The sequence below is a fragment of the Methylobacterium variabile genome, assembly GCF_001043975.1.
Classification (GTDB): Bacteria; Pseudomonadota; Alphaproteobacteria; order Rhizobiales; family Beijerinckiaceae; genus Methylobacterium; species Methylobacterium variabile.
The window spans coordinates 1-20,686 of record NZ_LABY01000320.1 but is presented as its reverse complement, the minus strand read 5'-3'; the positions used below and the strand labels follow the sequence as shown (position 1 = coordinate 20,686).

The following is a 20,686-nucleotide window of genomic DNA, read 5'->3' as shown; positions in this document are numbered from 1 at the left end:
AACTCCCGCTGCACGACCGCCGCGACGGGCGACGCCGGTGATCGGGAGCCTGTGTGAGAGACGCTCAGATCTCGGCGCGCAGGGGGCGGCTGAGCAGGCCGGCGATCGCCTCGTCGAGCCCCAGGTCTCCGGCGACCAGACCCGCCACCGCCTCCGCCACCGGCATCTCGACCCCGCGCCGGCGGGCGAGCGCCACCAGGGCCGCGGCGGTGAGCGCGCCCTCCGCGAGCTTGCCGCCGGACGCCTCCTGAAGGCTCGCCCCGCGGCCGAGGCGCTCGCCGAAGGCGAAGTTGCGCGACTGGGCCGAGGCGGCGGTGAGCACGAGGTCGCCGAGGCCGGAGAGGCCCATCAGGGTCTCGGGCCGGGCGTCCCAGGCGCGGGCGAAGCGCATCAGTTCGGCGAAGCTGCGGGCGACGAGGGCCGCCCGGGCGCTCTCGCCGAGGCCGCGCCCGATCGCCGCTCCGCACGCGATGGCGAGCACGTTCTTGGCCGCCCCGCCGATCTCGACGCCCCGCGGGTCGTTGCCGTGGTAGACCCGGAAGGTCGGGCCCGACAGGGCCACCGCCAGGCTCGCCGCGAGCGCGCCGTCGCGGCTCGCCAGGGTCACGGCGGTGGGCAGCCCGCGGGCGACGTCCGCCGCGAAGCTCGGGCCGGACAGGACCGCGATCGCCGCGCCCGGCGCGGCCTCGGCGGCGACGTCGGTCAGGAAGGCGTCGGTGCCGCGCTCGATGCCCTTGGCGCAGAGGATCAGCGGCGCCCGCGCAGGAAGGCGCGGGCTCAAGGTCGTCAGCACCTCCCGGAGGGTCTGGGCCGGCGTCACCACCAGCACCGCCTCGGCCCCGGCCAGGTCCTCGGCCGCCCCGGTCGGGCGCACGCCCGGATGCAGCGGCACGCCGGGCAGGTGGCGGGCGTTCTCGCGGCTCTCCGCCATGGCGGCGGCGGCCCCGGCGTCGCGCAGCCACAGCACCACCGGCCGCGGGGCCGCGGTGGCGGCGGCGTTGGCGAGCGCCGTGCCCCAGGCGCCGCCGCCCAGGACCGCGATCGGGCCGACCGTGCTCATGAAACGTCTCCGGTCGCGAACTCCGCCGCCGCCAGCCGGTAGAGCCGGTGCGGCCGCAGCGGGTGGCCCTCGGGCAGGGCCGGATGGTCGAAGGCGCCCGCCTCCGTCATGCCGAGGCGCTCGATCACCCGGCGCGAGGGGGCGTTCAGGCCCGCGGTGTGGGCCACGACCTCGGGCAGGGCGCAGCGGGAAAAAACGTCGGCCAGCGCCAGGCGGGCGCCCCGCACGGCGAAGCCCCGGCCCCAGGCGAAGCGGGCGAGGCGCCAGCCGATCTCGACGAGGCCGGTCTCCCGCCCGATCAGCGGACCGAACGGCAGCGGCCGGGCCAGGCGCCAGCAGCCGACGAAGCCGGCAAAGCCCTCCGGCGCCTCGACGACCCAGGGGCCGAAGCCGTCCTCCTCGAAGCGCCGGGCGAGGGCCCGGGCCTCGGCCTGGCTCTCGCGCGGGGTCTTCGGGGCCGGGAAGAAGCGCATCACCTCCGGGTCGGCGCAGAGCGCCGCGAAGGGCGCGTCGTCGGTGAGCCGCCAGCGCCGCAGGGAGAAGCCGTCCCCGACGAGCCTCGGCGGTGGCGGCGGCACCGGGCGCTTGCGCCGCCACAGCAGGGAGCGGTGGTTCAGCACCGCGAGGTCCTGGCGGCCCTCCAGCACCGCCTCGCCGAGCGCCAGGGCCACCGCCAGGCGCTCGGGCGGCATGTTGGCCCAGGCGGGCGGGGCGACGCTCTCGCGCCAGGGCCCGCCGCAGGCGTTGTCGAGCAGGATGCGGGCGAAGCAGTGGTTGCGCGAGACCGGCCAGTCCGGACGCGCCGCGGCGGCGGCGGGCAGGCGCTCGTCGACCAGGGCCCGCCAGCGGCGCTGCTGCGCCTCGGAATCCCCCGGCGTCGTGCCGTCCGGCGTCATCCGGCGGAATGGGGTTGGGGCTCGGCTTCGGACTGGGCCTGTGCGAAGGGCCAGCGCGGCCGGGCCGGCGCGGTGATGTCGTCGGTGAGGCCGAGGCGCAGGCGCTCGATGCCGGCCCACGCGATCATCGCGCCGTTGTCGCCGCACAGCGGCAGGGGCGGGGCCACGAGGGGCAGGCCGGCCTCCCCGGCCTGCTGGGCCAGCGCCCGCCGCAGGGCGCCGTTCGCGGCGACGCCCCCCGCCGCCACGAGGGCGGTGGGGTGGCCGGCGACGTTCCCGAAGTCGCGCAGGGCGACCCGCACCCGGTCGACCACGACGTCGACCACCGCCGCCTGGAAGCTCGCGCAGAGGTCCGCGACGTCCTGGTGGGTGAGGGGAGCGATGCGCTCGGCCTCGATCCTGAGCGCCGTCTTGAGGCCCGAGAGGGAAAAGTTCGGCTCGCGCCGGCCGAGCATCGGCCGCGGCAGGGCGAAGCGTTCCGGGTTGCCGGCCTCCGCGGCGCGCTCGACCTCCGGCCCGCCCGGATAGGCGAGGCCGAGGAGCTTGGCCACCTTGTCGAAGGCTTCCCCGATGGCGTCGTCGATGGTGCCGCCGAGGCGCACGTACTCGCCGACGCCCTTCACGGCGACGAGCTGAGTGTGGCCGCCGGAGGCGAGCAGCAGGAGGTAGGGGAAGGCGAGGCCGTCGGTGAGCCGGGCCGTGAGGGCGTGCGCCTCGAGGTGGTTGACGGCGACGAGCGGCTTGCGGGACACGAGCGCCAGGGTCTTGCCGGTGACGAGGCCGACCAGAACGCCACCGATCAGGCCGGGGCCCGCCGCCACCGCGATGCCGTCGAGGTCGGAGAGGCCGAGCCCCGCATTGGCGAGCGCCCGGGCGACCAGCCGGTCGAGCACCTCGACATGGGCGCGGGCCGCGATCTCCGGCACCACCCCGCCATAGGCGGCGTGCTCGGCGATCTGGCTCAGCACCTCGTTGGAGCGGATCACGCCGCGCCCATCCTCCCCCACCGCCACGATCGCGGCTGCGGTCTCGTCGCAGGTGGTCTCGATCCCGAGGACGTTCATGGCTTGAGGCGGTGTCTCGCGAGGGGGCTGGCACGCCGCGCGGCGGCCGGTATGGTGATCCCAGATAGCCTGCCGGCGCGGGGCCGGCAAAGGGGGGAGGGCGCGTGACGCGGGTATCGGAGTGCGCAACCGCCCTGCGGGTCTGGATCGCCCGGCCGCTGCCGGCCGGCGCGCGCACGGCCGACCGCCTCGCCGCCCTCGGCCACCGGCCGCTCCTCGCGCCGGTCCTCGACCTGGCGCCGAGCGGCGCGCCGCCCCCCGCCGGCCCCTTCGACGCCCTGGTCCTGACGAGTGCGAGCGCGATTCCGGCGGTCGCGGGCTCGCACCTCGCCGAACTGCCGGCCTACTGCGTCGGGGCCCGCACCGCGGCGGCGGCGCGGGCGGCGGGGCTCGGGCCCGTGCACGAGGCCGGGGGCGACGCCCTCGCCCTCGCCGAGCTGATCGGCGCCGCCCTGCCGCCAGGGACACGCCTCCTCCACGCCGCCGGGCGCGAGCGCAAGGACGAGCCGGGGGAGACCCTCGGCGCCCGTGGCTACCGGCTGACGGTCTGGGTCGCCTACGCGGCCCGGCCCCTGCCGGCCCTGCCGGAGCCCGTGGCGGCGGCCCTCGCCGAGGGCGGCCTCGACGCGGCGCTGCATTATTCCCGGCGCAGCGCCGTGACGGCGCTCGGCCTCGCCCGGGCGGCGGGGCGCGAGGAGGCGTTCCGGCGGCTGCCGCACCATTGCCTGTCGGCGGACGTGGCCGCGCCCCTGGTCGCGGCCGGCGTCCTGTCCCATGTCGTCGCGACCCGGCCGGACGAGGACGCCCTCCTCGCCGGCCTCCCTCTCATCGCTTTGGACAGTGACGCAGAGGCGTCGCCGGGCCTTCGCCCTGGCCGGGAGCGATGCTAAGGGACGATGAATCAGCGCGCGGCCCCGGCGGGATCCTGCCCGGCGGCCGCGCATCCGCCGAGCCGAACAGGCCGCCTCCCGGCGCGCCCTCGGCCCGGCCCAGAGGTGAGGATCTTCGGCCGTGACCCCATCCGACAAGGACCAGAAGGATTCGCGCAACCGTCCCGGCGGGCGCGGCGGCAACCCGGCGGATGGGCCGATCATCGACCTCAAGGCCACCCGTGTGTCCGAGACGCCGAAGGGCGAGCCGGGCAAGGGTGAGCCCGGTAAGAGTGAGCCGGCGAAGAACGCCCCGACGCCCGCCGCGACGGCGGCGAGGCCCGGCGAGCCGGCCAAGGCCGCGGAGGTGAAGCCGGGCGAGACCAAACCGGGAGAGACGAAGCCCGGGGAGGCCCCGAAGCCCGGCGTGACCGGTGCATCGCCGACGCCCGGTCCAGCCGGCACGCCCGCCGTGCCGGCAAGGCCCCTCGGCGGCGGAGCCCCCACCGGGACGGCGGCCTCGGCCGGCGCCGGACCGGCGGCAGCGGCGCCGAAGCCGGGCGAGACCAAGCCGAACGACGCGGCCAAGCCGGCGGCGCAGGGGGCGACGGCGCCCGGCGCGACAAGCCCGGGCGCCCCGACGTCGAGCGCCCCGACATCGGGGGTGCCGGCCTCCGGAGCCCCGAAGCCGGGACCCGGACCCGTGGCCGCGGGCCCCGGCAGCGGCCCGCTGAAGGTCGGGGACGCCAAGCCCGGCGAAATGAAGCCCGGCGAGACGAAGCTCGGGGACGGGAAGCCTGGCGCCGGCGTGGCGGGCGGCGCGGGAGCCAAGCCTCCGGAGGCTGGCAAACCGCCGGAGGCCGGCAAGGCCCCTGAGCCGGGCAAGCCGCTCGACGGCAAGCCGACGCCCGGCACCGGCGCGACGTCGGGGGCGGGCTCGGCGGGCTCGGGGCCCAACCCGGCGAGTCCGGCCGCGGCGGGTGCCGCCGGCGCCACGCTCTCGACGGTGCCGAAGACCGGCCCGCAATCCAGCGGCGCGCCGGGCGCGGCTCCGGGAGCGCCCAAGGATGCTGGCAAGGACGCTGGCAAGGATGCGCCGAGGCCCGAGGCGGCCCGGACGGCGAGCGCCGCTCCGGTCGCCGTGGCGCCGGCCCGGTCCGGGGCCGGCTTCGGCTCGCTTCTCGCCGCCTCGCTCCTCGGCGGCGTGGTCGGCGCCGGCCTTCTCTACGGCGTGACCACCTACGGCCCGGCCTACGGCATCAACCTGCCCAAGCCCGAGGAGCCCCAGGCCGAGCCGCCCGGCGCCGTCCCCCTCGAGCAGCGCCTCGCCGACCTCGCGCCGCGCGACAGCGTCCAGGCCCTCGACCGCCGCATCGCCTCGGTCGAGACCGCCCTGCGGTCGCTGCCCGACGCGGTGCGCGCGGCCGACGCCGCCGCCAAGGCGGCCGGCCAGCGGGCCGACGAGGCCCTGCGCAAGGCCGAGGCGGCGCCCGCCGCGACGCCGGCGCCGGTCACCGGGCAGACGGCGCCCTCCGCCCCGGCCGCGGGCGCCGGGCTCGATCCGGCCCGCCTCCAGGGCATCGAGAAGCAGCTCGCCGACCTCCAGGGCCGGACCGGCGGCGATGCCGGCCTGCGCCAGCGCGTCGACGGCCTCGCCCAGGCGGTCACCGCCCTGCAGGGCCGCGGCGACGGCGCCGACCTGCGCGGCCGCCTCGACGGGCTCGACAAGGGCCTGAAGGCGCTCCAGGCCGATCTCGGTACCCGCGCGGCGGCGGACGATCAGGCCGACAAGGCCATCGGCCAGCGCATCGACGAGCTGCGACAGGCGCTCGACGGCCGGGCAAAGGCGGCGGACCAGCGCTTCGACGGGCTGCAGCAGGCCCTCGACGCGCGGACCAAGACGGTCGACCAGCGCCTCGCCGACCTCGCCAAGGCGGTGGAGGGCCGGGCCGAGGCCGGCACGGTCCAGGCGGCCCTGCGGGTGGTCGCCTCCGACCGGATCGCCAGCGCGCTCGCCTCCGGCGCCCCCTACGCCGACGCGCTCGCGACCCTCAAGCAGCTCGATCCCGGCCAGGCCGCGGCGCTTGCGCCGCTCGAGCCCTTCGCGCAGGGCGGCGCGCCGACCGCCGCCGCGCTCGCCCAGAGCTTCCAGCCGGTGGCCGCCAAGCTGAACGCCGCGGCCCAGGCCGCCCGGCAGCGGGCGGTGGCGGAGCGCGGCAGCATCACCGACCGCCTGACCAGCATGGCGGAGTCGATCGTCTCGGTGCGCAAGGTCGGCGCCGACGGCGCGGCCCCGGCGGCGACGGCCGGCGCCGACCCGACCGAGGCGGGCGTGGCGAAGATCCAGGACGCGCTCGCCCGCGGCTCGGTCGCGGAGGCGGCCAAGGCCTTCGACGCCCTGCCGGAGGCGGCCCGCCAGGAGGCCGCGGAGTTCGGCCAGCGCCTGAAGGCCCGGGCCGCGGCCGGCGATGCCGCCCGGGCGCGCCTCGCGGCCTCCTTCGCGGCGCTCTCGGGGCCCGAGGCGAAGCCGACCCGCTGATCGTGAAGGCCGCGCGGCCGCCCGTAGGGGCGGCCGCGCCGGTCTGTTCCGGTGCGGCCGCTCCCGGGCGACCGCGGTGACCTCTCGGGGCTCGATCGACGCCCCCTCGCGCGCCCCGGAGCGGCAGCGCGGATTTCTGGAGTTGATGGACCGATGTGGCGCGCACTCGCCTTCGTGGCACTCCTCGCCCTCGCCGCCTACGGGGCGGTCTGGCTCGCCGACCGGCCCGGCGTGGTCACCGTCACCTGGGGCGGCTACGAGGTGGCGACCAGCCTCGCGGCGGCGCTCGTCGGCGTGATGGTGCTGGCGGTGGTGCTGGGCTTCGTCTGGGCCTTCGCCCGCGGCATCCTGCACCTGCCCGAGCGCCTGACGCTGTCGAGCCGGCGCCGGCGCCAGGCGCGCGGCTACAACGCGCTCTCCCGCGGCATGGTGGCGGTGGGCTCGGGCGACCCGATCGCGGCACGCCGGCACGCCGGCGAGGCCGAGCGCCTGCTCGGCGCCGAGCCGCTCGCCCTGCTGCTGACCGCCCAGGCCGCCCAGATCTCCGGCGACCGCGCCGGGGCCGAGCGCGCCTTCCGCCGCATGGTCGACGATCCCGAGACCCGGGTGCTCGGCCTGCGCGGCCTGTTCGTCGAGGCCCGGCGCCAGGACGACGAGGCCTCGGCCCGGGCCTACGCCCTGGAGGCGGCCCGCCTCGCCCCGAGCGTGACCTGGGCCAACGAGGCGGTGATGGAGGGCCAGTGCGCCGACCGCGACTGGTCCGGCGCCCTCGAGACCGTCTCCCGCCGCGCGGCGCTCGGCCTGTCCGACAAGGCCGCGGTCCGGCGCCAGCGGGCGGTGCTCCTCACCGCCAGCGCCCTCGACCTGGAGGCCGGCGACCCCGAGCGCGCCCTGGCCCAGGCCCGCGAGGCGGTGAAGCTCGCCCCCGACCTGGTGCCGGCGGCTGCGGTGGCCGGGCGCCTCTTCGCCCGTCGCGGCGACCTCAAGCGCGGCGCCAAGGTCGTGGAGGCGGCCTGGCGCGCCAACCCGCACCCGGACCTCGCCCGGGTCTACCTCGACCTGCGCACGGGTGATTCCAGCCGCGACCGGATGGCCCGCGCCGAGACCCTGGCCCGGATCTCGTCCTGGCACCCGGAGGCGCGCTTCGCCATCGCCCGCGCCGCCCTCGACGCCCGGGAGTTCGGCCGTGCCCGCGACGTGCTGGCGCCGCTGCTGGCCGACAATCCGACGGTGCGGGCCTACGAGCTGATGGCCGAGATCGAGGAGGCCGAGCACGGCGCGAATTCCGGCAAGGCCCGCCAGTGGCAGGCCCGGGCCGTCCACGCCCCGCGCGACCCGGCCTGGTGCGCCGACGGCCTCGTCTCCGACCGCTGGGCGCCGATCTCGCCGGTCAGCGGCCGTCTCGACGCCTTCGTCTGGCAGACGCCGCCCGACCTGCTCGGCCGCGCCTCCGGGCCCGCGCACGATGCGGAGCCGGTCACGGCGCCGAGCCCGCTCGCCGGGCCCGAGACCACGCCGCCGGCGAAGCCCGGCAACGGCCTCGACGCCTCCGGCACGCTGCCCGGGGGCACCGTGACCCCGGCGGTGGTGCCGGTGCCCACCAAGGCCGCGCCCGCGAAGCTGCCCGAGGTGGTCGGGCCGGGACGCTGAGAGCCTGTTCGATTGGATTCCACAGAGTTGACACCCTGCATGTCATCCCGGGCTCCGCTGAGCGGCCTCGGGCTGACACGGAGAGTGTCAGCTTCGTCGAGCGGCCGAGCGGGCGCTCACGCCACCGCCGCCATCCCGCCCGCCTGCGCCTCCCACTCCGCTCCCCAGACCTGCACGACGTGGCCGGGCGAGACCTCGCGGTAGAGGCGCTCGGGCGGGACGTAGTCGACCGGGCGGAGCGGGCTCTTGATCTCGTCGCTGCGCACGGCGTGTAGCTGGCGGCGGCGGCCCGGGTCGGGGACCGGCACGGCGGCCATCAGCTTCCTGGTGTAGGGGTGCTGGGGCGCGCCGAAGATCGCCGCGCGGGGGCCGATCTCGACGATCTCGCCGAGATACATCACGGCGACCCGGTGGCTCACCCGCTCCACCACCGCCATGTCGTGCGAGATGAACAGGTAGGCCAGCCCGAGCGAGGCCTGCAGGTCGAGCATCAGGTTCACCACCTGCGCCTTCACCGAGACGTCGAGGGCCGAGACGGATTCGTCGGCCACGATCAGCCTGGGCTCGAGCGCCAGCGTCCGGGCGATGCAGATGCGCTGCCTCTGGCCGCCGGAGAACTCGTGCGGGAAGCGGCCAGCCATCTCGGGCTTGAGGCCGACCCGGCGCAGCAGGTCGGCGGCGCGCTCCCGGGCCTCCGAGCGGGAGCACAGGCGGTTGATGAGCAGCGGCTCGGCAACGGCGGCGCCCACGCTCATGCGCGGGTCGAGGCTGGCGAAGGGATCCTGGAAGATCATCTGCATCCGCCGGCGCCGGGCGCGCAGGGCCGCGGGCGACAGGCTCAGCACGTCCTCGCCGTCGAGGAGCACCGACCCGGCGGTGGGCTCGATCAGCCGCAGCACCGAGCGGCCGGTGGTGGACTTGCCGCAGCCCGACTCACCGACGAGGGCCAGGGTCTCGCCGGCGCGGACCGCGAACGACACGTTCTCGACCGCGTGGACCCGGCCGCGCACCCGCGACAGCAGGCCGCCGCGGATGTCGAAGCGGGTGGTGAGGCCCTTGACCTCGAGGACCGGGCGCTCGCCCTCGCGCACGGTGTCCGGGAGCGGCACGGCCGGCTCGGGCTCGCCGGTGGTGCGGTCGACGATCTCGAAGCGGGCCGGGTGCGGCCTGCCCTGCATGGCGCCGAGGCGCGGCACGGCGGCCAGCAGCGCGCGGCTGTAGGGATGGGCCGGGCGGCGGAAGATCTGCTCGGTCGCGCCCGTCTCGACGGCGCGGCCGTCGACCATCACCACGGTGCGATCGGCGATCTCCGCCACCACCCCCATGTCGTGGGTGATGAACAGGACCGACATGCCCTCCTCGTCCTGGAGGAGCTTGATCAGGTCGAGGATCTGGGCCTGGATCGTGACGTCGAGCGCCGTCGTCGGCTCGTCGGCGATGAGGAGCTTCGGCCGGCAGGCGAGCGCCATCGCGATCATCACCCGCTGGCGCATCCCGCCCGAGAAGCGGTGCGGGTACTCGTGGATGCGCGAGGCGGCGGCCGGGATCCGCACCTTGTCGAACAGCCGCACGGTCTCGGCCTCGGCCGCGGCCCGCGACAGGCCGCGGTGCAGCCGCAGCGCCTCGCCGATCTGGAAGCCGACGGTGAGCACCGGGTTGAGGCTCGTCATCGGCTCCTGGAAGATCATCGCGACGTCGTCGCCCCGGATGCGACGCATCTCGGGGTCGGGCAGGCGCAGGAGGTCGCGGCCCTCGAGCAGCACGCGGCCCCCGGTGCGGGTGGCGTCCCGGGGGGTGAGCCGCATGATCGAGAGCGCCGTGACGCTCTTCCCCGAGCCCGACTCGCCCACGAGGGCGACCGTCTCCTTGGGGCCGATCTCGAACGAGACGCCGTGCACCACCGGGCGCCAGGTCCGCTCGGAGCGGAAGGCGACGGTGAGGTCCTGGACCGAGAGGATCGGGGTGGTCATGGATGTCCCCTTGAGGAGATTCTCTGGAAGGGCGGGCTGGCGCTCATGACGATCGCCCCTTTCCCGGGTGACCGAAGTGAAGTGGAAGGAGATCCGGGATCCAGGAGAGACGTGCCGCGAAGCGGCTCTGCAGGCTGCACCGTTGCAGACGACCAAACGCTTCGCGCATTCCTGTGCTGGTTCCCGGATCTCCCTTCGCTGTCGCTTCGGTCGTCCGGGAAACGGTGGAGAGGGAGTGGCATTTGCCTCACAGCACCCGCCGCGGGTCGAGGGCGTCGCGCAGGCCGTCGCCGATGAAGTTGATCGACAGGACGGTCAGGAAGATCGCGGCGCCCGGGAACAGCGCCCAGTGCGGCGCGACGTCGAGATGGTCCTTGGCGTCGTAGAGCAGGCGGCCCCAGGTCGGGATGTCGGGCGGGAAGCCCAGCCCTAAGAACGACAGGGTCGATTCGGCGATGATCGCGGACGACACCTCGATCGTCGCCGCGACGATCACCGGCCCGATCGCGTTCGGCAGGATGTGGCGGGAGACGAGGTGCCAGGCGGTCGCCCCCTGCGAGCGCGCCGCCTCGACGAACTCCTTCTCGCGCAGGGAGAGAAACTGCGCCCGCACCAGCCGCGCCACCGGCATCCAGCGCAGGCCCCCGATGACCGCGACGATCATCACGAAGACGCCGCCCTCGACCCCGAAGACCTGCTTCAGCTGGTCGCGAAACAGGTAGATCACGAGCAGCAGGAGCGGCAGCTGCGGCAGCGACAGGAAGAGGTCGGTCAGCCACATCAGGACGGGATCGAGGAAGCGGCGCGACATTCCGGCGAGCGCCCCCACCACCACGCCGACGACGGTCGCCACCACCATGGCGGCGAAGCCGACGGCGAGCGAGATGCGGCCGCCGTAGATCATCCGGGCGAGCAGGTCCTGGCCGAGGTCGTCGGTGCCGAGCGGGTGGGCCCAGGACGGGCCCTGAAGCGTGGCGCCGAAGTCGATCTCGTCGATCGCCACCGGCCAGACCCAGCCGCCGACGAGGACGGCGAGGACGAGCAGCCCCAGCACCCCGACGCTGACGACCGCCAGGCGGTGCCGGCGGAAGCGCCGCCAGGTGTCCCGACCCGATGCCGCCGGGGCCGGCGCGGGGGCCGCCTCAGCGGTAGGAGATGCGAGGGTCGAGCCAGCCATAGAGGAGGTCCGCGACGAGGTTGAACAGGACGACGAGGCAGGCGAACACGAAGGTGACGGCCATCACGACCGGCGTGTCGTTGGCGAGCATCGCGTTGATGAGGAGCGAGCCGATCCCCGGGATGCGGAAGATCTGCTCGGTCACGATGGCGCCGCCGAACACCGCCGGGATCTGGAGCGCCACCAGGGTCACCACCGGGATCAGCGCGTTTCGGGCGATGTGGCGCACCGTGACGGTGCCGTCCGAGAGGCCCTTGGCCCGGGCAGTGGTGACGTAGTCGAGGCGCGCCACGTCGAGCACCGAGGCGCGGACGTAGCGTGTGTAGGACGCGGCCTGGAAGAAGCCGAGCACGCAGACCGGCATGATCGCCTGCCGGACATGCTCCCAGTACCAGCGCCAGCCCGTCGCCGCGACGTCGGCCTGGTAGACGAAGGGCAGCCAGTCGAGGGTGAGGCTGAACAGCAGGATGAACAGGAGGCCGGTGAAGAAGGTCGGCAGCGAGAAGCCGATGAAGGCGAGCGTGTTCGCCACCTGGTCGAAGACCGAGTAGGGCCGGATCGCCGCCAGGATGCCGACCGGCACCGCGATCAGCAGCGCCAGCACCTGCGAGGAGCCGACCACGAACAGGGTGGTCGGCAGGCGCTGGAGGATCAGGTCGTCGACGTCGACCCGGCTGGCGAAGGAGAAGCCCCAGTCGCCCTGGAGCATCGCGGTCAGCCAGTGCAGGTAGCGCACCAGGATCGGATCATCGAGGCCGAACTTCAGCCGCAGGGCCTCGCGCACCTCCGGCGGCACGTTGGGGTTGGTGGCGAGTTCCCCGAACGGGTCGCCCGGTGCTAGCGCCAGCACCGTGAACAGGATGAGGCTGATCCCGAGCAGGCTCGGGATCGCGATCAGGAGACGGCGGAGGAGGTAGGCTCCCATCGGGTGTCGTTACGCCTGCTTGTACCACTCGGCCAGGAAGGCCAGCGAGTTGTCCCAGCCGCTCGCCGGCGCCTCGAGCTTGCCGTTGATCGCCGAGACCTGGGCGCGGTGGAGCAGAGGCAGGACGTAGTCGGCGACCACGAGGTCGTTCATCTTGACGAACAGGGCGGCGCGCTTGACGAGGTCGAGTTCGCCTTGCGCCGCACGATAGGCGGCGTCGACCTCCGGGTTCTGCATCCGGCAGATGTTGCGGCCCTGCCACTTGTTGGCCTTGGTGGCGGCCTCCCAGGACACGTATTGCAGGGCGAACACCGCCGGATCGGCCTGCGTCATATTCCAGGTGTACATCTCCATGTCGGCGTAGAAATGCGGGTAGGTATCCGGATTCGCCACGTCGGAAGAGAAGAACACCGAGCCGGGGACCGACTTCAGCTCCATGTCGATCCCGGCCTTCTGGGCGGCCTGCTTGATGATGGCCTGGGTCTTCTGGCGCGGCGCGTTGATCGAGGTCTGGAAGACGAACTTCAGCCTCTTGCCGTCCTTGGCACGGATTCCGTCGCCGCCCTTCTTCCAGCCGGCCTCCTCCAGGATCTGGGCCGCCTTGTCGGGCTCGAAGGCGAAGGAGGTGTTCTTCGAGACGAAGGGGGCCGGGCCGTTGAACACGTTGGCGGTGGCCCGCCCCGTGCGGCCGTAGATGAATTGCTGGATCGCCGCCCGGTTGACGAGCAGGTTCATCGCCTTGCGCACCGCCGGATCGGAGAAGGCCGGGTGCTTGGTCTTCAGCGAGGCGCGCTCGCCGTCGACCTCGACGTTCGGGTCGGTGGCGTTGAGCAGCAGGAACTCGAGGTTGCCACCGTAATCCATCTTGACCCGGCCCTTGCCCTCGGCCTCGAGCCGCTTGAGGATCTCGTCCTCGACCTGCATGTTCCAGGCGTAGTCATACTCTGCGGTCTGCAGCACGGCGCGGGCGGCCGAGACCGCGTCGCCGCCGCCCTTCATCTCGATCGAGTCGAAGAACGGCCGGTTCGGGACGTGGTAGTCCGGGTTGCGCACGCCGCGCAGGATGTCGCCGGGGCGGAACTCGCTGAACTTGTAGGGCCCGGTGCCGACCGGCGCGAGGTTCGCCGGCGCGTCGCGGGATTTGTCGCCGCTGTAATCCGCAAAGACGTGCTTGGGGATGATCATCCCGGCGCTCGACACGAAGGCGTCGGCCCAGAACGGCGTCGGCTCCTTGAAGGAGAGCTTGACCGTCAGATCGTCGACCTTCGTGACCTTGACATTGATGTAGCTGCCGCCGGTGACCGCGGCCGTCGCCGGGTTGGCGGCGTACTCGGCGGTGAACACCACGTCGTCGGCGGTGAAGGGCTTGCCGTCGTGCCACTTCACCCCGGGCTTGAGCTTCCAGGTCACCGAGCGACCGTCCGCCGCGACGCCGCCATTCTCCTTCGAAGGGATCTCCGCCGCCAGGATCGGGAACAGGTTGCCGTCCGCGTCCCAGGCCGCCAGCGGCTCGTAGAAGATGCGCGAGCCTTCCTGGTCCTTGGTGCCGATGGCGAAGTGCGGGTTGATGAGGGTGGCGGCCTGCCAGAACAGGAGCTTGAGCGGCCCGCCGCCGCCCGCCTTGGTCGGCTTGTAGGCGTCGCGCAAGCCGTTCGCCGCGAAGGCGACGCCGTTCTGGGCCAGCATCATCCCGGCCATCGGCGCGGTGAGGCCTAGCGCCACCATCCGCCGCACGAAGCTGCGCCGCGACAGGCTCCCGTCCTTCACCTCGCCGATCAGCGTCCGCAGGTCATGCTCGGTCATGGAAGTTCACCCTTCAGGCTGGCCTTGAACTGGCCGTCAGCATCGCGCCCGCGGTCCCGGTCCGCAAGCCGCCGTGAATGACGCCCCCCGGCCATTCACCCGGCATTCGCCCAAGCCCAGGCATTCGCCCGGGCCCAGGCACTCGCGTAGCCATTCGCAATTCGCGCGCCACGTCCGCTCCGTCCGCGCTTGAGCCGGCCCGCTGCCTGCATAGGCTCGCGGGCGAGGCGGCCTGCCGGGGGCCGGCGCGGGAGGAACCCCATGGACAACCGCAGCGCCGTGTGGCGGCAGGTCGACGCCCACAAGGACCGGCTGATCGCCCTCTCCGACGAGGTCTGGGGCACGCCGGAGGTCTGCTACACGGAAGACCGCTCGGCGGCCGCGCACGCGGCCGAACTGCGCCACCAGGGCTTTCGCGTGACGGCAGGAGCCGCCGGCATCCCGACCGCCGTGATCGGCGAGGCCGGCGAGGGCGGGCCGGTCATCGCGTTCCTGGGCGAGTACGACGCCCTGCCGGGCCTGAGCCAGGAGGCGGGCGTGGCCGCCCACACCCCGATCGAGGCCGGCGGCCACGGCCACGGCTGCGGGCACAACCTGCTCGGTTCCGCGGCGCTGCTCGCCGCCACCGCCCTCAAGGACTGGCTCGCCGAGGCGGGCCTGCCGGGCCGCGTGCGCTACTACGGCTGCCCGGCCGAGGAAGGCGGGGCCGCCAAGGCCTTCATGGTGCGGGAGGGCCTGTTCGCGGACGCGGACGCCGCGGTCACCTGGCACCCGTCGAGCTTCTGGGAGGTCGCGCCGCCGCTCTCGCTCGCCAACACCCGGGCCGACTTCGTGTTCACCGGCCGCGCCTCGCACGCGGCGGCCGCACCCCATCTCGGCCGCTCGGCCCTCGACGCGGTCGAGCTGATGAATGTCGGCGTCAACTACATGCGCGAGCACATGCCGAGCGACGCGCGGGTGCATTACGCGCTCCTCGACGCCGGCGGCATCGCCCCCAACGTGGTCCAGGCCCACGCCCGGGTGCGCTACTCGATCCGTGCCCGCGACCTGGCCGGCATGCGCGACCTCGTGAACCGCGTGCGCAAGATCGCTGAGGGCGCGGCGCTGATGACCGAGACCACGATGGAGATGCGCATCGTCAGCGCGGTCTCGGACCTCGTCGGCAACACGCCGCTGGAGGAAGCCCTGCACGGGGTGATGGAGGAACTCGGCGCGCCCCACTTCGACGAGGCCGACCGCGCCTTCGCCCGCGAGATCCAGACCACCCTGACGCCGCAGGACATCGCGGCGGTCTACCGCACCATCGGTCTGCCGGTGACGGACGCGCCGCTCGCCGATTTCCTCGTGCCGCTCGACGCCCGCCGCAACCCGGCGATCGGCTCGACCGACGTCGGCGACGTGAGCTGGGTGGTTCCGACCGTCCAGGCCCACGCCCCGACCGTGGCGGTGGGCACGCCGTTCCACACCTGGCAGGTGGTGGCGCAGGGCAAGACCCCGGCCGCCCACAAGGCGATGGTGCAGGTGGCCAAGGCCATGGCGGCTCTGGGCGCCCGGCTCGCCACCGACGGTGCGCTTCGCGCCGCCGCGAAGGCAGATCTGGCGGCGCGCACCGGGCCCGAGGGCTACGTCTCGCCCCTGCCGGCGGAGGTGCAACCGCCGCTGACGATGTCGGTGGGGTGAGAGACCGGTTCGACGTTCGTCGACGAATCGACAGTCTCAACCGAAGGACGAGTCGCCCTCCATCGTCGTTCCGGACTCTCGCCTCCGGCGAGCCCCGGGACCCGCCGGGGGAGGCGTTCGGTCGTGTGACGGCTCCTTCCGCTGTCCGTACGCGGCGCGGCCGAAGCCCCGCTCGTCGCGCAGCGCCGCCTCGGCTAAGGAGGCGGCCCCCCCCTTCCAGCCCGGACGCCCCATGGACCAGACCCAGCCGCCGGCCCCGATCGCCATCGACGACTTCCTGAAGCTCGACGTGCGGGTCGGCACCATCGTCGAGGCGGCGCCGATCCCGGAGGCGCGCCGTCCGGCCTACCGCCTCGTCGTCGATCTCGGCGAGGCGCTCGGCTTGAAGAAATCCTCCGCCCAGGTGACGGTGAACTACACCCCCGAGGCCCTGATCGGCCGGCAGGTGCTCTGCGTCGTCAACCTGCCGCCGCGCCAGGTCGGTCCGGTGCGCTCCGAGGTGCTGACCCTCGGGGTGCCGGACGCGGCGGGAGCGGTGGTGCTGGTGGCGCCCGAGCGGCCGGTGCCGAACGGTGGGCGGCTTTACTGAGACAACGGAGAGAGATCACGTCATGACCTCGAGCCACGGCCCGCTGCGGGTCGGCATCGGCGGCCCGGTCGGGTCGGGCAAGACCGCCCTGATGGAAGGCCTGTGCAAGGCCCTGCGCGAGCGCTACGACCTCTGCGCCATCACCAACGACATCTACACCAAGGAGGATGCGCGCCTCCTGACGGTGGCGGGCGCCCTGCCGGAGGAGCGCATCATGGGCGTCGAGACCGGCGGCTGCCCGCACACGGCGATCCGCGAGGACGCCTCGATCAACCTCGCGGCGGTGGCCGAGATGCGCCGGCGCTTCCCGGCCCTCGACCTCGTCCTGCTCGAATCCGGCGGCGACAACCTCGCCGCCACCTTCTCGCCGGAGCTTGCCGACCTGACGATCTACGTCATCGACGTGGCGGGCGGGGAGAAGATTCCGCGCAAGGGCGGGCCCGGCATCACCCGCTCTGACTTGCTCGTCATCAACAAGACCGACCTCGCCCCCCTGGTCGGCGCCGATCTCGGCGTGATGGAACAGGACACCAAGCGGATGCGGGGCACGCGCCCCTACGTGTTCGCGTCCCTGCGCCAGGGCGACGGCGTCGAGGCGGTGGCCCGCTTCGTGGTGGAGGCCGGGGGCCTGTAGGTGCTGCTCGACCTGCTGCACTGGCTCGTGCTGCCGGCGCCGCTCGGCGCCCGGCGCCTGGGCTACGTCGGCGACAGCGTCCGGCTCGCCTCCCGCGCCCGGCGCTGCCGCGCGGCCTGGGCGCCGCACCTCGCGGCGGCCCGGGACACGGTGCGGGCGGCGATGGCCGACCTGCCCCGGCGCGACACCGCCGTGGTGCTGGGCTCAGGGGGCCTCGACGACGTCCCGGTCGACGACCTCGCGGCGGCCTTCCGGCGGGTGGTGCTGGTGGATGTCGTGCATCCCTGGCGGGCCCGCCTGCGGGCGCGGCGGCACCGCAACGTCACGCGCCTCACCTTCGATCTGAGCGGGACGGACGGATTGCTGCTCGGCCGCGGCGACGGGCTCGGGCCGGCGCTGCCGCCGGTCTGCGCGGAGGCCGGCACCGACCTCGTGGTCTCGGCCAACCTCCTGTCGCAGCTGCCGATCCTGCCGGTCGCCCGACTCGAGGCCGCGGGCCGCCTCGGACCCTGGGAGGCCGGCGAGGCCGACGCCTTCGGGCGCCGCATCGTGACGGCCCACCTCGCGGCCCTGGCGGGGCTGTCCGCCCGGATCTGCCTCGTCACCGACCGCGACGAGACCGAGGAGGACCGGGACGGCTGGGTGCTGGAGCGCCTCGACCTCCTCTACGGCGTCGATCCCGGGCCGGCTCCGCGGAGCTGGAACTGGGTCCTGGCGCCCTTCGGCGAGGTGTCTCGCGACCGCCGCCTGGTGCACCGGGTCACGGCCTGGCCGGACTGGCGGCCGGCATGACGGGAAGGCATGCCCGCGCGCGTCCGGGACGGGTTCGCGTAGGGCGGCGGGGCGTCTACGGTCCGACTCCTGGTCGACCCGAGCGACGTGGGCTTCCCCTCTCCCCGCGGGCGGGGAGAGGGCCTGGGGATCGAAGATCCCACCTCCCGTTCAGGGGGCACAGCGAGGCGGTAGCCGAAGGTGAGGGGGGTATTTCCGAAGGAGTCTCACTCGTCGAGACCCCCTCACCCTCGCTCCGGCTTCGCCTGCGCTCCTTTCGCCCCCGACGAGGGGGGGCGAAAGCCTCTCCCCGCCCGCGGGGAGAGGGGAAGTCCACGCCCGATGGCGATCAGCGCGAGGGGGGAAGGAAGCGACGATGACCCGCGACAGCACCGCGGCGGATCCGGACGAGGCGCCGGTGGAGGCCTATTGGCGCCGCAACCTCGCGGTCTGCGTGTTCGGCTCCTTCACCACCATCGTGGCGATGACGCTGCTGCTGCCGTTCCTGCCGCTCTACGTCGAGGAGCTCGGCGTCAAGGACCAGGCCGCCATCGTGCAATGGTCCGGGGTGGCGTTCGGGGCGACGTTCTTCAGCGCCGCCCTGGTAGCCCCGCTCTGGGGCCGCCTCGCCGACCTCTACGGCCGCAAGCTGATGCTGATCCGGGCGAGCCTCGGCATGGCGGTGGCGATGTCGCTGATCGGCATGGCCGGCAACGTCTGGCAGCTCGTGGCCCTGCGGCTGCTCGCGGGCCTGCTCGGCGGCTACGCCTCAGGCTCGACGGTGCTGGTGGCGACGCAGACCCCGAAGGACCGCTCGGCCTGGGCGCTCGGTATGCTCGCCTCCGGCATCATGGCCGGCAACCTCGTCGGGCCCCTCGTCGGCGGGGTGCTGCCGCCCTTGATCGGCATCCGCGCCACCTTCCTGGCCGCTGGCGGGGTGATCTTCCTCGCCTTCCTCGCCACCCTGCTGCTGATCCGCGAGGAGCCGCGGCCGCGCAAGGCCGCGCGGGAGGGCGGCGGCTTCGCCAGCATCCCGGACAAGCGGCCGGCGCTCGCCATGCTGGCGACCGGGATGCTGCTGATGCTGGCGGTGATGTCGGTCGAGCCGATCATCACCGTCTACGTCGCCGAGCTGACGCCCGATCCCACCCGGGTCACGCTGATCGCGGGGCTGGCGATGTCGGCCACCGCCCTGGGGAGCATCCTGTCGGCCCCGCGCCTTGGGCGCCTCGCCGACCGGATCGGTCCCTGGACCGTCATCACCGCGAGCCTGGCCGCCTCGGCCGTGCTCCTCGTGCCGCAGGCCCTGGTGACGACCGACTGGCAGCTCGTGGCTTTGCGCTTCCTGATGGGGCTGGCGCTCGGCGGGCTCCTGCCCTGCATCGCCAGCGTGATCCGCCACTCCGTCCCCGACCGGGTGGCCGGGACGATGCTTGGCTATTCCACCTCGTCGCAGTACGTCGGGCAGGTGGTGGGGCCGCTGCTCGGCGGCTTCGTGGGCGGCCACATCGGCATGCGGGCGGTCTTTCTCGGCACCGCGGTGCTGATGGCGCTCGGGGCGGCCGGCACCGCCCTGGCGCGGCCGAAGGGGATGAGGGCGTGAGCGACGCGGGCCTGGTACGGCGGACCATCGACATCGGCGATCCCGCGGGCGGGCACCTCGCCGCGCTGGAATTCGGGCCGGCGGTGCGGCCGCTCGACGCGCTCCTGATGCACGCGAACGGCTTCAACGCCCGCACCTACCGGAGCCTGCTCGCGCCGCTCGCCGACCTGCACGTCCTCGCCTACGACCACCGCGGGCACGGCCGCACCACCCTGCCGGCCGAGCCCGCGGGGCGGGCGGATTGGTGGGACGTCACCAAGGACCTCATCGCGCTCCTCGACCGCCTGGACACGGCGCCGCTCGTCCTCGTCGGCCATTCGATGGGCGGTACCGCCGCGCTGCTCGCCGCCGCCGAGCGGCCCGGGCGGGTGCGCGGCCTCGTGCTCCTCGACCCGGTGATCCAGCCGCCGGAGCGCCGGGGGGAGGGCCATGCCGGCCTCGCCGAGGGGGCGCTCAAGCGGCGCAGCGACTTCCCGTCCTGGGAGGCGGCCCTGGCCGCCTATCGGGGGCGCGGCGCCTTTCGCACCTGGCCGGAGGCGCCGCTCGCCGACTACGTGGCGGACGGCTTTCGCGAGGCGCCCGGCGGCGTGACGCTCGCCTGCACCGGGGCCTGGGAGGCGTCGAGCTACATGGCGCAGGGGCATGATCCCTGGGCGGCGCTCGCGCGGCTGCGCTGCCCGGCGGAGATCCTGCGGGCGGAGGCCGGCAGCACCTGCGCGATCGGCGAGAGCCCCGGTCCGGGGGTGGAGGTCGAGACGGTGCCGGGCACTACCCACTTCCTGCCCTTCGAGGCACCCGACCGGGTCCGCGCCGCGATCCGCCGGGCCGTCGCGGCGGGCTGAGACGCCTCCCGCATCCTCGCCCCGGCGCCGCGCGGGCCTACCCCGGAAGCATGAGGCGCGCCCGTGCCTTTCGGGGAAGCGCGGCCGTCCCGCCCGCTCCCATCGCGCAGATAGCGGGGGACCGCTGCGGAAGCCCAATGTCGTCCGCACGCGGCGGCGCTCCCGCGCCGCCCGGCGGAGGGACACGGCATGAGGTTCTGGCTCGGTTTGACGGCCTGCCTGGTCCTGGGGGCAGTCGGTGTGGCGCTCACGATGGAGGGAACGCCCCTCGACGGTGCGCCGGTTCCCGCCGCGCCACCTCCGCCCGCGAGCCCGGCGCCCGGTGAGGTCACCGAGGCGGACCGGGCCGGCGTGCCGCGCCAGATGCAGGTCCGCGTCATCCTGGCTCGCCAAGCGAGCGACTCGGCTCGCCAGGCGAGCGACTCGGCTCGTCCGCCCGGCGACGCCGCCCGGCCGGTGGCGGCGCCGGGGCCGGAGGCCCGGGTCCTGGGGGAGGCCCCCCGGCAGGCCGGGGGGCGGGGGCGGCACGGCGCGGGCCGGGCGTGTCCCTTCTAGACCCCTCCGGGCACACGAGACAGGGGGACATGTACCGTCTCGTCTTCTGTGTTGAGAAA

Annotated in this window: 17 protein-coding genes; 10 read left to right on the top strand and 7 right to left on the bottom strand. The window is 74.4% G+C overall.

Annotation, left to right across the window (positions count from 1 at the left end; genetic code table 11):
- Nucleotides 1-64 precede the first annotated feature (64 nt).
- The 3 genes from VQ02_RS32135 to tsaD are packed head-to-tail and all read right to left on the bottom strand — an operon-like array spanning nucleotide 65 to nucleotide 3,020.
- On the bottom strand, nucleotides 65-1,060 hold the full coding sequence (locus tag VQ02_RS32135) for an NAD(P)H-dependent glycerol-3-phosphate dehydrogenase (protein WP_048448331.1): 996 nt from the start codon (nucleotides 1,058-1,060) through the stop codon (nucleotides 65-67).
- Entirely contained in the window at nucleotides 1,057-1,956 is a 900-nt protein-coding gene (locus tag VQ02_RS32130; protein ID WP_048448330.1) for a GNAT family N-acetyltransferase, read from the bottom strand. Before VQ02_RS32130 ends, VQ02_RS32135 begins: the two co-directional genes overlap by 4 nt.
- Nucleotides 1,953-3,020, bottom strand: coding sequence for a tRNA (adenosine(37)-N6)-threonylcarbamoyltransferase complex transferase subunit TsaD (tsaD, locus tag VQ02_RS32125; protein ID WP_048448329.1), 1,068 nt, complete (start codon nucleotides 3,018-3,020; stop codon nucleotides 1,953-1,955). Before tsaD ends, VQ02_RS32130 begins: the two co-directional genes overlap by 4 nt.
- A 134-nt stretch (nucleotides 3,021-3,154) precedes the next feature.
- On the opposite strand from tsaD, the gene VQ02_RS32120 reads away from it, so the two are divergent.
- From VQ02_RS32120 to VQ02_RS32110, 3 genes are all read left to right on the top strand, one after another.
- Nucleotides 3,155-3,910, top strand: a complete 756-nt coding sequence (locus VQ02_RS32120) for a uroporphyrinogen-III synthase (protein WP_048448332.1) — start codon at nucleotides 3,155-3,157, stop codon at nucleotides 3,908-3,910.
- Between the two features lie 121 nt (nucleotides 3,911-4,031).
- Entirely contained in the window at nucleotides 4,032-6,428 is a 2,397-nt protein-coding gene (locus VQ02_RS32115) for a COG4223 family protein (protein ID WP_048448328.1), read from the top strand.
- 153 nt (nucleotides 6,429-6,581) lie between these two features.
- On the top strand, nucleotides 6,582-8,078 hold the full coding sequence (locus VQ02_RS32110; protein WP_048448327.1) for a heme biosynthesis protein HemY: 1,497 nt from the start codon (nucleotides 6,582-6,584) through the stop codon (nucleotides 8,076-8,078).
- Nucleotides 8,079-8,194: 116 nt separating this feature from the next.
- Here VQ02_RS32110 and VQ02_RS32105 read toward each other — a convergent pair whose 3' ends face one another.
- From VQ02_RS32105 to VQ02_RS32090, 4 genes are all read right to left on the bottom strand, one after another.
- Nucleotides 8,195-10,048, bottom strand: a complete 1,854-nt coding sequence (locus tag VQ02_RS32105; protein WP_048448326.1) for an ABC transporter ATP-binding protein — start codon at nucleotides 10,046-10,048, stop codon at nucleotides 8,195-8,197.
- 247 nt (nucleotides 10,049-10,295) lie between these two features.
- A complete protein-coding gene (locus VQ02_RS32100) occupies nucleotides 10,296-11,225 on the bottom strand; it encodes an ABC transporter permease (RefSeq protein ID WP_048448325.1) in 930 nt (309 codons plus the stop codon).
- The gene (locus VQ02_RS32095) at nucleotides 11,191-12,150 is read right to left on the bottom strand and encodes an ABC transporter permease (protein WP_048448324.1); all 960 of its coding nucleotides are present in this window, start codon (nucleotides 12,148-12,150) and stop codon (nucleotides 11,191-11,193) included. The genes VQ02_RS32100 and VQ02_RS32095 overlap by 35 nt, the downstream gene beginning before the upstream one ends.
- Nucleotides 12,151-12,159: 9 nt before the next feature.
- A complete protein-coding gene (locus VQ02_RS32090) occupies nucleotides 12,160-13,953 on the bottom strand; it encodes a peptide ABC transporter substrate-binding protein (protein WP_048448323.1) in 1,794 nt (597 codons plus the stop codon).
- A gap of 261 nt (nucleotides 13,954-14,214) precedes the next feature.
- Here VQ02_RS32090 and VQ02_RS32085 point away from each other — a divergent pair, with 261 nt between their 5' ends.
- From VQ02_RS32085 to VQ02_RS37760, 7 genes are all read left to right on the top strand, one after another.
- Complete coding sequence (locus VQ02_RS32085) at nucleotides 14,215-15,633, top strand: M20 family metallopeptidase (RefSeq protein ID WP_048448322.1); 1,419 nt, start codon at nucleotides 14,215-14,217, stop codon at nucleotides 15,631-15,633.
- 232 nt (nucleotides 15,634-15,865) lie between these two features.
- Nucleotides 15,866-16,222 (top strand): tRNA-binding protein, encoded by a 357-nt coding sequence (locus VQ02_RS32080; protein WP_048448321.1) that lies wholly within the window; start codon nucleotides 15,866-15,868, stop codon nucleotides 16,220-16,222.
- Nucleotides 16,223-16,244: 22 nt separating this feature from the next.
- Nucleotides 16,245-16,856 (top strand): urease accessory protein UreG, encoded by a 612-nt coding sequence (gene ureG, locus VQ02_RS32075; protein ID WP_048448320.1) that lies wholly within the window; start codon nucleotides 16,245-16,247, stop codon nucleotides 16,854-16,856.
- Nucleotides 16,857-17,648 (top strand): hypothetical protein, encoded by a 792-nt coding sequence (locus VQ02_RS32070; RefSeq protein ID WP_048448319.1) that lies wholly within the window; start codon nucleotides 16,857-16,859, stop codon nucleotides 17,646-17,648.
- A gap of 355 nt (nucleotides 17,649-18,003) precedes the next feature.
- Complete coding sequence (locus VQ02_RS37770) at nucleotides 18,004-19,230, top strand: MFS transporter (RefSeq protein ID WP_048448318.1); 1,227 nt, start codon at nucleotides 18,004-18,006, stop codon at nucleotides 19,228-19,230.
- Complete coding sequence (locus VQ02_RS37765; RefSeq protein WP_048448317.1) at nucleotides 19,227-20,072, top strand: alpha/beta fold hydrolase; 846 nt, start codon at nucleotides 19,227-19,229, stop codon at nucleotides 20,070-20,072. The genes VQ02_RS37770 and VQ02_RS37765 overlap by 4 nt, the downstream gene beginning before the upstream one ends.
- Nucleotides 20,073-20,261: 189 nt before the next feature.
- A complete protein-coding gene (locus tag VQ02_RS37760) occupies nucleotides 20,262-20,627 on the top strand; it encodes a hypothetical protein (RefSeq protein ID WP_048448316.1) in 366 nt (121 codons plus the stop codon).
- The last annotated feature ends 59 nt before the right edge of the window (nucleotides 20,628-20,686 follow it).

What these genes read in the sequence shown, in the direction of transcription:
- VQ02_RS32135 (WP_048448331.1), bottom strand. Translation starts at nt 1,060, where the DNA reads ATGAGCACGGTCGGCCCGATCGCGGTCCTGGGCGGCGGCGCCTGGGGC.
- VQ02_RS32130 (WP_048448330.1), bottom strand. Translation starts at nt 1,956, where the DNA reads ATGACGCCGGACGGCACGACGCCGGGGGATTCCGAGGCGCAGCAGCGC.
- tsaD (WP_048448329.1), bottom strand. Translation starts at nt 3,020, where the DNA reads ATGAACGTCCTCGGGATCGAGACCACCTGCGACGAGACCGCAGCCGCG.
- VQ02_RS32110 (WP_048448327.1), top strand. Translation starts at nt 6,582, where the DNA reads ATGTGGCGCGCACTCGCCTTCGTGGCACTCCTCGCCCTCGCCGCCTAC.
- VQ02_RS32105 (WP_048448326.1), bottom strand. Translation starts at nt 10,048, where the DNA reads ATGACCACCCCGATCCTCTCGGTCCAGGACCTCACCGTCGCCTTCCGC.
- VQ02_RS32100 (WP_048448325.1), bottom strand. Translation starts at nt 11,225, where the DNA reads ATGGCTGGCTCGACCCTCGCATCTCCTACCGCTGAGGCGGCCCCCGCG.
- VQ02_RS32095 (WP_048448324.1), bottom strand. Translation starts at nt 12,150, where the DNA reads ATGGGAGCCTACCTCCTCCGCCGTCTCCTGATCGCGATCCCGAGCCTG.
- VQ02_RS32090 (WP_048448323.1), bottom strand. Translation starts at nt 13,953, where the DNA reads ATGACCGAGCATGACCTGCGGACGCTGATCGGCGAGGTGAAGGACGGG.
- VQ02_RS32085 (WP_048448322.1), top strand. Translation starts at nt 14,215, where the DNA reads ATGGACAACCGCAGCGCCGTGTGGCGGCAGGTCGACGCCCACAAGGAC.
- VQ02_RS32080 (WP_048448321.1), top strand. Translation starts at nt 15,866, where the DNA reads ATGGACCAGACCCAGCCGCCGGCCCCGATCGCCATCGACGACTTCCTG.
- ureG (WP_048448320.1), top strand. Translation starts at nt 16,245, where the DNA reads ATGACCTCGAGCCACGGCCCGCTGCGGGTCGGCATCGGCGGCCCGGTC.
- VQ02_RS37770 (WP_048448318.1), top strand. Translation starts at nt 18,004, where the DNA reads ATGACCCGCGACAGCACCGCGGCGGATCCGGACGAGGCGCCGGTGGAG.
- VQ02_RS37760 (WP_048448316.1), top strand. Translation starts at nt 20,262, where the DNA reads ATGAGGTTCTGGCTCGGTTTGACGGCCTGCCTGGTCCTGGGGGCAGTC.